Consider the following 12,898-nt stretch of genomic DNA (forward strand, 5'->3'; position numbering starts at 1 on the left):
CGAAGGGCGTGCCGGGCCCCTATCCGCACCACGCCGCGGCCCGCCCGCGGCGTTCTTTTACCTTTTGTGCACCCCGCATCCGCGATCCGCGCCTCCCGATGTACGGTCTGCTCACTACCGCACGACCTGCAGGAAGGCCCGCGACCGTGCCATCGGGTTCCGATACCACCGAAGAAGCCGTCAGCGGCACCTCGCCCGACGGCCCGGTGCCCTCCGCCGAGTTGGGCGCCACCGCCGTGACCGCCCGGCCCCGGCGCGCCCGGCGGCTGGCCGCACTGGTCCGCCGTGAGGCGCTGCGCACCGGCCTCGCGGTGGTCTCCGGCCTCGCGCTCGGGCTCGCCTTCCCGCCGTACGACCTGTGGCCGCTGTCCCTGGCGGCGGTCGCCGCGCTGTCGCTGCTGATCCGCGGCCGGAGCGCGCGACAGGGTGCCTGGACGGGCTTCGTTTTCGGGCTGCCGTTCTTCCTGATCCTGCTGAAGTGGCTGCATGTCGTCGGCTGGGACGCGGTGGTGGGCCTCTCGATCGCCGAGACGCTCTTCGTGACGCTGCTGGGTGCCGCGCTCGCCGTCACGTCGCGGCTGCCGCTCTGGCCGCTGTGGACCGCCTGCCTGTGGGTCGCCGAGGAGTGGGCCCGCGACCGGCTCCCGTTCGGCGGGTTCCCCTGGGGCCGGCTGGCGTTCGCCCACACCGGCTCGCCGTTCACCCCGCTCGCCGCGCTCGGTGGCGCCCCGCTGGTGACCTTCGCCGTCGCGCTGGCCGCTGCGCTGATCGCCGGCTGCGCCGCCACCCTCTGGGGGCTGCGCGGCAACGGGACCCTGCGCCGGGCCGTGCCGGCCTTCGAGGCGTTCGGGCTCGCCGCCGCGGTCACCCTGGCCGGCCTCGCCGTCCCCGTTCCCACGAAGGCCGACGACACCGCGGACATCGCGATCGTCCAGGGCAATGTCCAGCAGGCCGGTATGGACTTCCTGGGCCGCCCGATGAAGATCCTCGACAACCACGCCTCGGCCACCGAGAAGCTCGCCGCGGACATCAAGGCCGGCCGGGCCAAGAAGCCGGACCTGGTCATCTGGCCGGAGAACTCCTCCGACCTCGACCCGTTCCAGTACCCGCAGGCCTACGACCGGATCGACCGGGCCGTGAAGGCCATCGGCGTGCCCGTCCTCGTCGGCGCCCTGGTCGACCACCCCTCCAAGAAGGGGTACGTGTTCAACGAGGGCATCGTCTGGGACCCGAAGAAGGGGCCGGGCGCCTCCTACACCAAGCAGCATCCGGTGCCGTTCGGCGAGTACGTCCCGTTCCGGGAGCAGCTCAGCAAGATCATCACGCGCTTCCAGCGGGTCCCCCGCGACTTCTACCCCGGCAACCACACCGGGGTGCTCCAGCTCGGCCCCGCCCGGCTCGGCGACGTCATCTGCTTCGAGGTCGCCTACGACGAGATCGTGCACGACACCGTCGACGCCGGTGCCCGCGCCCTGGTCATCCAGACCAACAACGCCACCTACGGCCGCACCGGCCAACCCGAGCAGCAGCTGGCGATGTCCAAGCTGCGCGCCGTCGAACACGGCCGGGCCGTGGTCACCGCGGCCACCAGCGGCATCAGCGCGGTGGTCGCTCCGGACGGCACGGTCACCCACCGCATCCCCGAGTTCACCCAAGGCGTGGTCTCCGCGCGAATCCCGCTGCGCGACGAAACGACGCTCGCCGACCGCGTTGGAGCCGCTCCTGAGTGGGCGCTCGCTATCGTGGGCCTTCTGTCCTGTGCCGCCGCGGTGGTCAGCGGCAGGCGCGGTCGCACGAAGGACGAGAAGGGGCAGCAGTGACAGACGGTCAGCGGCAGTACGGTCCGCTCGGCACCACCTTGGTGATCATTCCGACCTACAACGAGGCGGAGAACATCAAGCCGATCGTCTCGCGGGTGCGGGCCGCCGTGCCCGAGGCGCATGTCCTGGTCGCGGACGACAACAGCCCAGACGGCACCGGCAAGTTCGCCGATGAGCTGGCCGCCGACGACGCGCACGTCCACGTCCTGCACCGCAAGGGCAAGGAAGGCCTCGGCGCCGCCTACCTCGCGGGCTTCCGGTGGGGCATCGACAACGGCTACGGCGTGCTGGTCGAGATGGACGCCGACGGCTCGCACCAGCCCGAGGAACTGCCGCGCCTGCTCACCGCGCTCAAGGGCGCCGATCTCGTCCTCGGCTCGCGCTGGGTGCCCGGCGGCCGCACCGTCAACTGGCCCAAATACCGCCAGCTCATCTCCCGCGGCGGCAGCACCTACTCCCGGCTGGCGCTGGATCTGCCGCTGCGCGACCTCACCGGCGGCTACCGGGCCTTTCGCGCGGAGACCCTCAAGGGCCTGGGCCTGGACGAGGTGGCCTCCCAGGGCTACTGCTTCCAGGTCGACCTCGCCCGCCGCGCCGTACAGGCCGGCTTTCACGTCGTCGAGGTCCCGATCACCTTCGTCGAACGGGAACTGGGCGACAGCAAGATGAGCCGTGACATCGTCGTCGAGGCGCTGTGGCGGGTCACCGCCTGGGGGATCGGCTCCCGGGTGGACAAGCTCCGCGGCCGCTGATGCCGCCCGGCGTGCCGGGACCGTGCGGAGTTGTTCCGCCCCGCGACCCTCGCAGAGGGCGCCGGAACGGGCCAGGCACACTTGAGGCATGACGTTCGGAGCCACGCCCTCGCCGGGCCCCCGGCCACCCCAGCGCTCGCGCGCCCGCCGGTACCTCCCCTTGGGCATCGCCGCCTGGGTGGTGCTGGAGATCTGGCTGCTGACCGTGGTCGCCGGGGCCACCAGCGGACTGACGGTCGCGCTGTTGCTGATCGCCGGAGTGATCGTCGGCGGCTATGTGATCAAGCGGGCCGGCCGCCGCGCCTGGCAGAAGCTCACCGAGAGCATGCAGGGCAGCGGCGACCCGTCGGCCCCCGGCGGCCCCGCGTCGTCCGGCAACGCCACATCGGGCAGCGGCAACACGCTCCCGATGGCCGGCGGACTGCTGCTGATGGTGCCGGGGCTGGTGTCCGACGCGCTGGGACTGCTCTGCCTGTTCCCGCCGACCGGGAAGCTGATCCAGCGCCGGACCGAGAAGCTGCTGTCCCGGCGGGCGCAGTACGCCCCGGGTACGTTCGGTGACGCCTTCCAGCAGGCCCGGATGCACCGGCCGGACGGCAAGGTCGTGCAGGGCGAGGTCATCCGCGACGACGATCCGCCGTCCCCGCGCCGCCAGGACCCGCCGCTGACCGGCTGAGCGCCCCGGCGCCCGGCGGCGGGGGAGCCGCGAACAGGACAAGGGCCGGGGTCACTGCGCAGTGCAGTGACCCCGGCCCTTGTGTGCTGCTCGGTGCAATCCCGCCGTCAGGCGGACTTGCGGTTGGTGTCGCGCGGATGCACGGCAATGTTCATGGTGCCGGAGCGCAGGACGGCCAGCCGTTCGGCCAGCACCTCCTCGAGCTCCTCGCGGGTGCGCCGCTCCATGAGCATGTCCCAGTGCGTACGCGCGGGCTTACCCTTCTTCTCCTCGGGGCCATCGCCATCCACCAGAAGCGAGGGTGCACCGCATACCTTGCACTCCCACTCCGGCGGAATCTCGGCCTCAACCGAGAACGGCATCTCGAATCGATGTCCGTTCTGGCATGCGTACTCCACCGCCTGGCGCGGGGCCAGGTCGATGCCGCGGTCGGTCTCGTAGCTGGTCACCACGAGTCGCGTGCCGCGGAGAGCTCGCTCACTCATGAATCGTGCCTCCCGGGCTTGTCGCCCACAGGACAGGTGTCGCTGTCGTCGTCATCCGGTCAACGTCCGGTCGGCGGTGAAGATTCCCGCAATCGGGAGATGCGCCCACCCGTCGCCCACCACCGCCCATGATGGAGGCGCTGCGCGCCGCTGCCTTCCTTCGTGCCGCCCCTTGTTGTACCCACCATTGCCCGGTTTGTCACATCTGGCAGCAGATGTCACCCAGCGCCATACATGGTTGAGCGCGCAGTAACGGTCCGCCTGGTGAGCCAAAGGCGTACACTACCGCCCCGCACGCCCTGGGACTAAATCCGGTCAGGCACGGGATTTCCGGCCGCCGTGATCGTCCGGCTCACCGGCACCCTCGCCGGCAGGGCAGAACAGACCGAGCCGAGGGTCGGACCGGTGCCGGTGACCGGCGCGAAGAACCACACGGGTGCCCCGGCCGGAAGGAAGCAGCCGACCGCGCTCGTCGGCGAAGACGGTCACCACGGTCCTCGAAGAGGCGCCGTTGGTCCAGTCGTACCACCGGCGCCCCCGCTCGGGCCCAGCGCCCCGTTCAGACCCAGGACCCCCGCTCGGTCAGTACCGTCCGCAGCGTCTCGATGTCATCGGTCATGATCCCGTCCACGCCCAGGTCGAGCAGTGCGGTCATCCGGTCCGCGTCATTGACCGTCCAGACGTGGACCTGCATGCCCAGTGCGTGTGCGGCGCGCAGGAACAGTGGATCGACGACCGGGATGCCGGACTGCCGCTCGGGGACCTGTACGCAGACCGCGCTGCGCCGCACCGCCGCGCCCAGCAGCCGGTCGAGCGGCAGCACTCCGCGGCCGTACGAGCGCAGGCGCAGGCCGGCCACGCCGCGGGTGCCGAGCGAGCTCGCCATCTGCCGGCCGGCCAGCCGCTGGGCCCGTGCCACCCGGGCCTCCGAGAACGAACCGACGCACACCCGGTCCCAGGCGTTGGTGCGGCGCAGCAGGTCCAGCAGCGGCGGCAGTGCGGCCTCCGCTTTGAGGTCGACGTTCCAGTGCGCGTTGGGGAACTCCTCCAGGAGCTCCTCGAACAGCGGCAGCGGTTCGCGGCCGGCGACCCGGGCCCGGCGCACCGCTCGCCAGGGGAGCGCTTCGATCGCGCCGCGGGTGTCGGTGACGCGGTCGAGCGTCGGGTCGTGGAAGGCGACGAGGTGCCCGTCCGATGTGGCGTGCACATCGGTCTCCAGATAGCGGTAGCCGAGGGCCACCGCGCGCCGGAAGGCGGCGGCGGTGTTCTCCAGGCCGTCGGCGGCCCCGCCCCGGTGGGCGAAGGGCAGCGGCGCGGGGTGGTCGAGATAGGCGTGGCGTGGGCGTATCGCTGAGGTCACTCCGGCAGTATCGCGCGCTCGGATGAAGTCCCTCCGCGGGCCACCACGGGGGACGGCTCCCCGGTCAGGTCCTTGATCGCGAAGCTGCGGAGGAAGAACTGCGCCAGGGGCCCGATGGCCAGCGCATAGATCACGGTGCCGACCCCGAGGGACCCGCCGAGCAGATAGCCGACCGCGAGCACCGTCACCTCGATGCAGGTCCGCACCAGCCGTACCGGGCGGCCGGTGCGCCGGTGCAGCCCGGTCATCAGTCCGTCGCGCGGGCCCGGGCCGAAGCGGGCGGAGATGTAGAGGCCGGTCGCGGCGCCGTTGAGGACGACGGCGAACGCCAGCAGCGGGATACGGGCACCCAGCGAGGCCGGCTCCGGCGTCACGGCCATCGTCGCGTCCATCACCAGCCCGAGGATCACCACGTTGGACACCGTGCCCAGCCCGGGACGCTGGCGCAGCGGGATCCACAGCAGCAGGATCAGCGCGCCGGACACGATGGTGACCGTGCCGATCGTCAGTCCCGTATGCCGGGATATGCCCTGGTTGAGCACGCTCCAGGGCTCCAGGCCCAGGTCCGCGCGGACCATCAGTCCCATGCTCACGCCGTACAGCGCCAGTCCCGTGTACAGCTGGAACAACCGGCGCGCCATCAGGGCCCTCCCCGGGCCGGCTTCCTTGATCATGGACACGACTTTTCCCCCTCCTGGCAGGATTGGACCGACGCGTGACACCATGTGGCATGTCCGGGCTCGGGAAGTAGAGCCAATTCGGCGAAGGTGGACTGATCTTCATGGCTCAGTGGACTTCAGCGGTAGGCGCGCCCCAACTCGCCCGCCTGCTCCGCTCGCAGGACCCGTACGACGCGCAACTCGCGGTCGGCGGACGCCGGTTGCCCGCCTACCGCAGCCTCGCCGACGGTGTGCGTCTGCTCGTACTGGAAGGCCGGATACCGGTCGCCGCCCGCCTGCCCGCCGAACGCGAACTGGCCGCGGCCTTCGGCGTCAGCCGCACCACCGTCGCCGCCGCCTACGAAGCGCTGCGGGCCGAGGGCTTCCTGGAGTCCCGGCGCGGCTCGGGCAGTTGGACCGCCGTCCCGGCCGGCAATCCGCTGCCCACCCGCGGTCTGGAACCGCTGCCCCCGGAGGCCGCCGGATCCATGATCGACCTCGGCTGCGCCGCCCTCCCGGCCCCCGAGCCCTGGCTCACCCGCGCCGTCCAGGGCGCCATGGCCGACCTTCCGCTCTACGCCCACACCCACGGCGACTACCCCGCCGGTCTGCCGGTCCTGCGCCAGGCCCTCGCCGACCGCTACACCGCCCGCGGTATCCCCACCATGCCCGAACAGATCATGGTGACCACGGGCGCGATGGGTGCGGTGGCCGCGATCTGCCGGCTGTGTACGAGCCCCGGCGAGCGGGTGGCCGTCGACTCCCCGTCGTACGCCAACATCCTCCAGCTGATGCGGGACGCCGGCGCCCGGCTCGTCCCGGTCGCCCTCGGGGAGCGGCTGGCCGGCTGGGACATCCCCGTCTGGCGCCAGGTGATGCGCGATGCCGCGCCCCGGATGGCCTATGTCGTCGCCGACTTCCACAACCCCACCGGCACCCTCGCCACCGACGACCAGCGCCGCCGCCTGGTCGACGCCGCCAAGTCGGCCGGGACGCTGCTCGTCGTCGACGAGACCATGACCGAACTCGGGCTGGATGAGGACCCCGAGCCGCCGCGCCCGGTCTGCGCCTTCGACCCCGCGGGCAGTGCGGTGATCACCGTCGGCTCGGCGAGCAAGGCGTTCTGGGCCGGGATGCGGATCGGCTGGGTGCGCGCCGCCCCCGACATCATCCGCAGTCTGGTCGCCGCCCGCGCCTACTCCGACCTGGGCTCACCGGTCCTCGAACAGCTCGCCATCGCCTCACTCCTGAAGAACGGCGGCTGGGAACAGGCCGTCGAGATCCGTCGCGAACAGGCCCGCGAGAATCGCCAGGCGATCGTCGAAGCCCTGCAACGGCACCTCCCCGACTGGGAGTTCAGCGTTCCCCGCGGCGGGCTCACGCTGTGGGCGCGTACCGGCGGACTCTCCGGTTCCAGGATCGCCGAGGCGGGGGAGCGGCTCGGGGTGCGGGTGCCCTCCGGTCCGCGCTTCGGCGTCGACGGTGCCTTCGAGGGCTTCGTACGGCTGCCGTTCACGGTCAGCGGGGCCGTCGCCGACGAGGCCGCGGTCCGGCTGGCCGGCGCTGCGCGGCTGGTCGCGACGGGTGCGCCGGTGGAGACGGAGTCCCGGCACGTCTTCGTGGCCTGACCGCCGGGCGCGTACGGGGCCGCCGGTCGGCCGAGCCTCAGCCCTCCGGCCGGGACGCGTCCGCCGACCCGTTGACCACCCGGGGTTCGCCGCCCTTGCCGTGCGCCGCGCGGACGGCCGCGCCCACCGGTTCGCCGGCGGACCCGCCTTCCCCCTCCTGCGGCGCCCCCTCGGCCGCGGCGGGCCCGCCCGCCCGCTCCGCGGCGGCCGCGCCCCCGGCCTTCCGACGGTCCACCTTGCGGATGTCCACCGGCTTGCGGACGTCTCCCGCCGTGCCGTCTCCCGCCGTGCGGACGTCCACCGTCTTCCGCGCGTCTCCCCTCTTGGGGGCGTCTCCCGCCTTGCGGATGTCCACGGGCCGCGGTGCCTCCACCGGCTCGGCGGGACCGGCTCCGTCGGCCGGGACCGTACGCTCCGGCAGCAGCGCCAGGACGGCCTCGCGGTGCGCCTGACCGGTGGCGTCGTCGAGCGGGTCGGGGGTGGCCGGCACCTGGAGCCGTAGCACGGGAGCGTTGCCCAGGCGCGCATACCCGCGCCCCGGCGGCACCTGCGCGACCGGCGTGGTGTGCGGCGGCGCCCCGAGCACCGCCCGTACCTCTTCGGCCGTGGCGGGGCCGAGCACCACCCGGGCCTTGGTGTGCGCCCGCACCGGCTCGCTCAGCAGCTCGGCGCTCTCGAAATGCTCGGCCACGACCACCGTGACATGGGCGGCCCGGCCGTGCCGCAGCGGCACCTGGAGCCACTCCTGCGGATCCTCCCGGCCCTCCGCGGACGCGATATGGGCCAGCGCGGTGGGACGGTCCGCGAGGATCCACAGCGGTCGGCGGGTGTCGTCCGGCGCGGGCCGGCCGGCCTGCCGCGCCCGGTTCGCCGCGATCAGCCGACGCTCGGTCTCATGGGAGGCCCACTCCAGCGTCGCCAGCGCCCCCGCCAGCCCGCTCTCCACGCCCAGCACGCCACGGCGCCCGGCCAGACACCCGTACTCGCCGGTGCCGCCGCCGTCGATGACCAGCACATCGCCGTGCTGCAGCGCCTGGAGGGCGAGCGAGCGCAGCAGCGTCGTGGCGCCCGTCCCCGGCTGCCCCAGGGCGAGCAGATGCGGTTCGGTGGAGCGCGGGCCGGTACGCCAGACCACCGGCGGCGCATCCCGCGTCTCCTCCCCGCCGGTGACCGGCAGGGTCCGCTGGACGAAGTCCGGGTCGGTGAACCCGAGCACCAGCTCGCCCGGCGAGGTGACGAAGCGCTGGGCGGCGACGTCGGTGGGCAGCGGGCCCAGGGCGGTCAGGGTGAGCTGATTGGTCAGCTCGTCCCAGGCGAAGTGGTACTCCCGGCCGCGTCCGGCCTTGGCGTACAGCACCTGCTCGATCCGGGCCCGGGCGCCGTCCTCGCCGTCGGTGAAGTACGCCGGGTACTTCAGCTGCAGCCGTTCGAGCCGCCCGCTGTCGTCGAAGGCGTACTCGGGGAAGGCCCGCTCCCAGTCACCGTCCGGCGTGTACAGGGGGCTGGGGTCACCGTCGACGCAGAGGTACGGCACCAACGCCTCGTACAGCGCCCGCAGCCGCTCGGTCGCGGCCTCGCCGGGGCCGGTCTCCACCGGTGTGCGCTCCCGGCCCGCCCAGGCCCCCGCCCCCATCAGCGTGATCAGGGCGAGCAGCGGTCCGTACGGCACCAGGCACACGACCAGTACGCACGCGCCGACGAAGAAGGCCGTCGGGCCGCGGTGCTCCCTGGGGGTCGCGATCCAGCGTCCACGGCCGGCCGCGCCCAGCCGGCGCAGCCCGCGGGCGATGATGATCAGCGGGTGGAACACGTCGGCGGCGCTCTCGGCGGCGGTGCGCGCCAGTTCGCGGCCGCGGGCGAGGGAGGCGCTGTTGGTCATGCGGGCGAGGGGTTGGCCGCTGGTCAGGATGCGGGGCAGGGGGCGCCGGGCCACGTCTTCTCCTGTTGCTCGTGCGGTGGTCGTGAGGGCTCGGCGTGGGCGGCGAGCCGGGGAGCGTGCTGCACGCGGAGCCGCCCGGACGGGAGCAGGCGCGGCCCGTTCGGGCGGGACCGGTGGGGTGTGGGACCGGTGGGGTGGCGCCGGACGAGAACTCCGGACGGGAGTTCCGGACGGGCTAGATCTTGATCCCCCCGAGGAGGTTGGCCAGGCTCGCCCCGCCGGCCTTGATGCTGGGCGCGATGGCGGAGCTGGCGAGGTAGAACCCGAAGAGCGCGGAGACCAGGGCGTGGGACAGCTTCAGGCCGTCTTTGCGGAAGAACAGGAAGACGATGACACCGAGCAGGACGACGCCGGAAATGGACAGAATCATGGGGGGTTCTCTCCTGGGTGGTGGGGACGGTCACCATGAGTTCTTCCAGCCTCACAGCACGGATCAAGCCACCAAAAGCTGCAAATGGGTGATTTATCGTTGAAATTCCCTAAATGGGCGCAGCTTCCACGTGGGCCGCTCCAGCGGATGCCCGGCGTGTCGCAGACCGCTCCGGACCACCCGGCACAATCGTGGGGTGCCGAAACCGAAGAACACCCCCCGCCGCCCGGCCCCCGTCGCCCCCGCCTCGCCCTGCCCCTGTGGCCGCGCCGCGACCTACCGCGACTGCTGCGCCGCCTTCCACGAGGGACGGGCCACCGCCCCGACCGCGGAGCGCCTGATGCGCTCGCGGTACAGCGCCTTCGCCGTCGGTGACACCGGATATCTGCTGCGCACCTGGCACCCGACGACCCGGCCGGGCGGCCTCGACCTCGACCCGGCGCAGCGGTGGACCGGACTCGACATCCTCGGCACGACCGGCGGCAGCGCCTTCCACACCGAAGGCACCGTGGAATTCCGCGCGCACTACACCGTGCACGGCCACGCGGACAGCCAGTACGAGCACAGCCGCTTCGTCCGCGAGGCCGGCCAGTGGGTCTATCTCGACGCGCTGCCGCCGGCCTAGGGGCGGGGTCCGCAACCGCCCGGCGGCTGAACCGCGGACCCGGTCCCTTCAGTGCCCGCGCAGCTGGTCGATCTCGCGGCGCTCGCGCTTGGTGGGGCGGCCGGTGCCGCGGTCGCGAAGCGCGATCACCGGGACCTCCTCGCGCGGCGGGGCCGGCGGCGAGTTGTCGACGTAGCACTCCGCGGCGATGGCCGCGCCCACCCGCTTGCGCACCAGCCGCGAGACCACCACGATCCGCTCCCGGCCCGCGTGCCGCAGCCGCACCTCGTCGCCGTTGTGCACACCGTGCGCCGGCTTCACCCGTTCACCGTTGACCCGTACGTGCCCCGCACGACAGGCCGCCGCGGCCAGCGAGCGCGTCTTGGTGAGCCGTACGGACCAGATCCAGCTGTCGATGCGGGTGGTCCCCTCGTCTGAAGCCATACCCCGACTCTAGAACGGGCGCCCAGGGGAGAGGCGGCCCGACGGCCCTATGCCGACGACCGCTTGCCCGTCTTCTTGGCCGTGGTCTTTTTGGCGGCGGTTTTCTTGGCGGTGCTCTTCGACGCGGACTTCCCGGACGTGGCGGCCGCGGTGCCGCGGGAGGCCGTGGACTTTCCGGTGGCCGAAGCCGCCTTCGTCCGCCCGCCGGCGGCCTTCGGCGCGGTCGCGGACTTCTTCGCCGCCGTCTTCTTCGCGGGGGCCTTCTTCGTGCCGGCCGCGCCGGTCTTCCGGGCCGAGGCCCGCTGCGTCGTACCGCTCTTCTTGGCGGTGCTCTTCGCTGCGGATTTCTTCGCGCGTCCCCGCAGGGGGGTCACGGACGCCGACTCCGACTCCGCGCCGGTGTCCCCGCCCTGCGCCGCCCGCACGCTCTTCTCCAGGGCCGCCGTCAGATCGATGACCTGGGCGCCGGCCGCGGCGGCCGCGGGGGCGACCGGCTCCTCGCCCTCCAGCTTGGCGGCGACCAGCTCCTCGACGGCCTCGCGGTAGTCGTCGTGGAGTTCGGCGGGGTCCAGCTCGCCGAGGGAGTCCATCAGGGTCTCGGCCAGCGTCATCTCGTTCTCGCGGATCTCGACGTCGTCGGGCACCACCTCGGTGGCGGGCCGGATCTGATCCGGCCACAGCAGCTGATGCATCACCAGCGCCCCGTCGTGCGCCCGCAGCATCGCCAGCGACTCCCGCCCCCGCATCGCCACCTTGCCGATCGCGACCTTCCGGTGGTGTTCCAGCGCCTCCCGCAGCAGCGTGTACGGCTTGGCGGCGGACGCTCCGTTGGGCGCCAGGTAGTAGGACTTGTCCATCTGGAGCGGATCGATCTCGGTGGGGTCGACGAACGACAGGATCGACAGCGTCTTGGCGGTCGGCATCGGCAGCCGGGACAGATCGTCGTCGGTGATCGGCACGATGGTGTCGTCGCCGGGCGGCTGATAGCCCTTGCCGACCTCCTCGTTCGGGACCTCGTTGCCGTCCAGCTCACAGATCTTCCGGTACTGGACCGGCGCACCGTCCTTCTCGTGAATGCGCACGAAGGAGACCGACGAGGTGCGGTCGGTGGCGCTGTAGGTCTTCACCGGGATGGTGACCAGGCCAAACGATATGGACCCATTCCAGATAGAACGCATCATTCATCCCTTGTGTGGGATTCTCATGGTATGTCGCCGATCACCGTCGTGGAGGGGCGGCGCCTCTCGCTGACCAACCTGGACAAGGTCCTCTATCCGGGGACCGGCACCACCAAGGGTGAGGTGCTGCACTACTGCACCACCACCGCAGATCCGCTGCTCAGCCACCTCCGCGACCGGCCGCTGTCCTTTCTGCGCTATCCCGACGGGCCGGACGGCCAGCGCTTTTTCACCAAGAACGTGCCGCCCGGCGCACCCTCCTGGGTGAAGACGTGCGAGGTCCCCCATTCGACGTCCGGGCCCACCCGCCAGGTCCTGCTGCAGGACCTGCCCTCGCTCGTCTGGGCCGCGAACCTGGTCGTCGAGCTGCACACCCCGCAGTGGACGTGGCGGGCACCGGGCATCGCCGACCGGCTCGTCTTCGACCTCGATCCCGGGGCCCCGGCCACCATCGTGGAGTGCTGCACCGCGGCCCAGTGGCTGCACGACCGGCTGGCAGCCGACGGCCTGGACGTCCACGCCAAGACCAGCGGGGCCAAGGGCCTGCACCTCGTCGTGCCCGTCGAGCCCACCCCGGCCGAGCGGACCACCGCCTACGCCAAGGCCCTCGCCGTCGAGGCCGCGGCGGCCCTCCCGGAACTCGTCGTGCACAAGATGACCAAGACGCTGCGCCCCGGCAAGGTCTTCATCGACTTCTCCCAGAACGCCGCCGCCAAGACCACCGCGGCCGCCTACACCCTGCGGGCCCGCGACACCCCCACCGTCTCCGCCCCGGTCACCTGGGACGAGATCGCCGACTGCACCGACCCGCAGCAGCTCACCTTCCTCTTCGGCGAGATCGCCCCGCGCCTCGCCCGCCACGGCGATCTGCTCGCCCCGCTCCTCGACCCGGACCGCGCCCGCCCGCTGCCCGCCGCGCGGCCGTCCCGTGCGCGGGCGACGCCCCGGCGGTCCAGGTCCGCCCGTGATTCCCCGTAGATTGG

At 72.4% G+C, this 12,898-nt stretch carries 13 protein-coding genes; 6 read left to right on the forward strand and 7 right to left on the reverse strand.

The genetic code is table 11. From position 1 onward, the window contains the following. Positions 1-146: 146 nt before the first annotated feature. From lnt to fxsA, 3 genes are all read left to right on the forward strand, one after another. On the forward strand, positions 147-1,820 hold the full coding sequence (lnt, locus tag BKA18_RS33260) for an apolipoprotein N-acyltransferase (RefSeq protein WP_366047201.1): 1,674 nt from the start codon (positions 147-149) through the stop codon (positions 1,818-1,820). Continuing rightward, complete coding sequence (locus tag BKA18_RS33265; protein WP_366047202.1) at positions 1,817-2,572, forward strand: polyprenol monophosphomannose synthase; 756 nt, start codon at positions 1,817-1,819, stop codon at positions 2,570-2,572. Before lnt ends, BKA18_RS33265 begins: the two co-directional genes overlap by 4 nt. Before the next feature lie 88 nt (positions 2,573-2,660). Continuing rightward, entirely contained in the window at positions 2,661-3,248 is a 588-nt protein-coding gene (gene fxsA / locus BKA18_RS33270) for an FxsA family membrane protein (RefSeq protein WP_366047203.1), read from the forward strand. 107 nt (positions 3,249-3,355) lie between these two features. Here fxsA and BKA18_RS33275 read toward each other — a convergent pair whose 3' ends face one another. From BKA18_RS33275 to yczE, 3 genes are all read right to left on the reverse strand, one after another. Further along, the gene (locus BKA18_RS33275) at positions 3,356-3,733 is read right to left on the reverse strand and encodes an RNA polymerase-binding protein RbpA (RefSeq protein WP_006601711.1); all 378 of its coding nucleotides are present in this window, start codon (positions 3,731-3,733) and stop codon (positions 3,356-3,358) included. A gap of 559 nt (positions 3,734-4,292) precedes the next feature. Further along, a complete protein-coding gene (locus tag BKA18_RS33280; protein WP_366047204.1) occupies positions 4,293-5,093 on the reverse strand; it encodes a glycerophosphodiester phosphodiesterase family protein in 801 nt (266 codons plus the stop codon). Further along, positions 5,090-5,767: a membrane protein YczE gene (yczE, locus tag BKA18_RS33285; RefSeq protein ID WP_366047205.1), complete on the reverse strand. Its 678-nt coding sequence runs from the start codon at positions 5,765-5,767 to the stop codon at positions 5,090-5,092. The genes BKA18_RS33280 and yczE overlap by 4 nt, the downstream gene beginning before the upstream one ends. 107 nt (positions 5,768-5,874) lie before the next feature. On the opposite strand from yczE, the gene BKA18_RS33290 reads away from it, so the two are divergent. Then, positions 5,875-7,380, forward strand: coding sequence for an SCO1417 family PLP biosynthesis transcription factor (locus BKA18_RS33290; RefSeq protein WP_093487425.1), 1,506 nt, complete (start codon positions 5,875-5,877; stop codon positions 7,378-7,380). 37 nt (positions 7,381-7,417) lie between these two features. Here BKA18_RS33290 and BKA18_RS33295 read toward each other — a convergent pair whose 3' ends face one another. Together BKA18_RS33295 and BKA18_RS33300 are read right to left on the reverse strand one after the other, a co-directional pair. Then, the gene (locus tag BKA18_RS33295; RefSeq protein WP_366047206.1) at positions 7,418-9,313 is read right to left on the reverse strand and encodes a hypothetical protein; all 1,896 of its coding nucleotides are present in this window, start codon (positions 9,311-9,313) and stop codon (positions 7,418-7,420) included. A 181-nt stretch (positions 9,314-9,494) separates the two neighbouring features. Continuing rightward, positions 9,495-9,689, reverse strand: coding sequence for a hypothetical protein (locus BKA18_RS33300; protein WP_006601706.1), 195 nt, complete (start codon positions 9,687-9,689; stop codon positions 9,495-9,497). A gap of 196 nt (positions 9,690-9,885) precedes the next feature. Between BKA18_RS33300 and BKA18_RS33305 the strand changes: the two genes are divergently transcribed. Continuing rightward, positions 9,886-10,314 (forward strand): YchJ family protein, encoded by a 429-nt coding sequence (locus tag BKA18_RS33305; RefSeq protein WP_366047207.1) that lies wholly within the window; start codon positions 9,886-9,888, stop codon positions 10,312-10,314. 48 nt (positions 10,315-10,362) lie between these two features. On the opposite strand, the gene BKA18_RS33310 is transcribed toward BKA18_RS33305, so the two are convergent. Together BKA18_RS33310 and ku are read right to left on the reverse strand one after the other, a co-directional pair. Further along, positions 10,363-10,737: an RNA-binding S4 domain-containing protein gene (locus BKA18_RS33310; protein WP_129249248.1), complete on the reverse strand. Its 375-nt coding sequence runs from the start codon at positions 10,735-10,737 to the stop codon at positions 10,363-10,365. A 47-nt stretch (positions 10,738-10,784) separates the two neighbouring features. Beyond that, a complete protein-coding gene (ku, locus tag BKA18_RS33315; RefSeq protein ID WP_488169148.1) occupies positions 10,785-11,918 on the reverse strand; it encodes a non-homologous end joining protein Ku in 1,134 nt (377 codons plus the stop codon). A 27-nt stretch (positions 11,919-11,945) separates the two neighbouring features. On the opposite strand from ku, the gene ligD reads away from it, so the two are divergent. Continuing rightward, the gene (gene ligD, locus BKA18_RS33320) at positions 11,946-12,893 is read left to right on the forward strand and encodes a non-homologous end-joining DNA ligase (RefSeq protein ID WP_366047209.1); all 948 of its coding nucleotides are present in this window, start codon (positions 11,946-11,948) and stop codon (positions 12,891-12,893) included. Positions 12,894-12,898: the final 5 nt, after the last annotated feature.

The sequence above is a fragment of the Streptomyces auratus genome (assembly GCF_050433025.1).
In the GTDB taxonomy this organism is placed as follows: Bacteria; Actinomycetota; Actinomycetes; order Streptomycetales; family Streptomycetaceae; genus Streptomyces; species Streptomyces sioyaensis.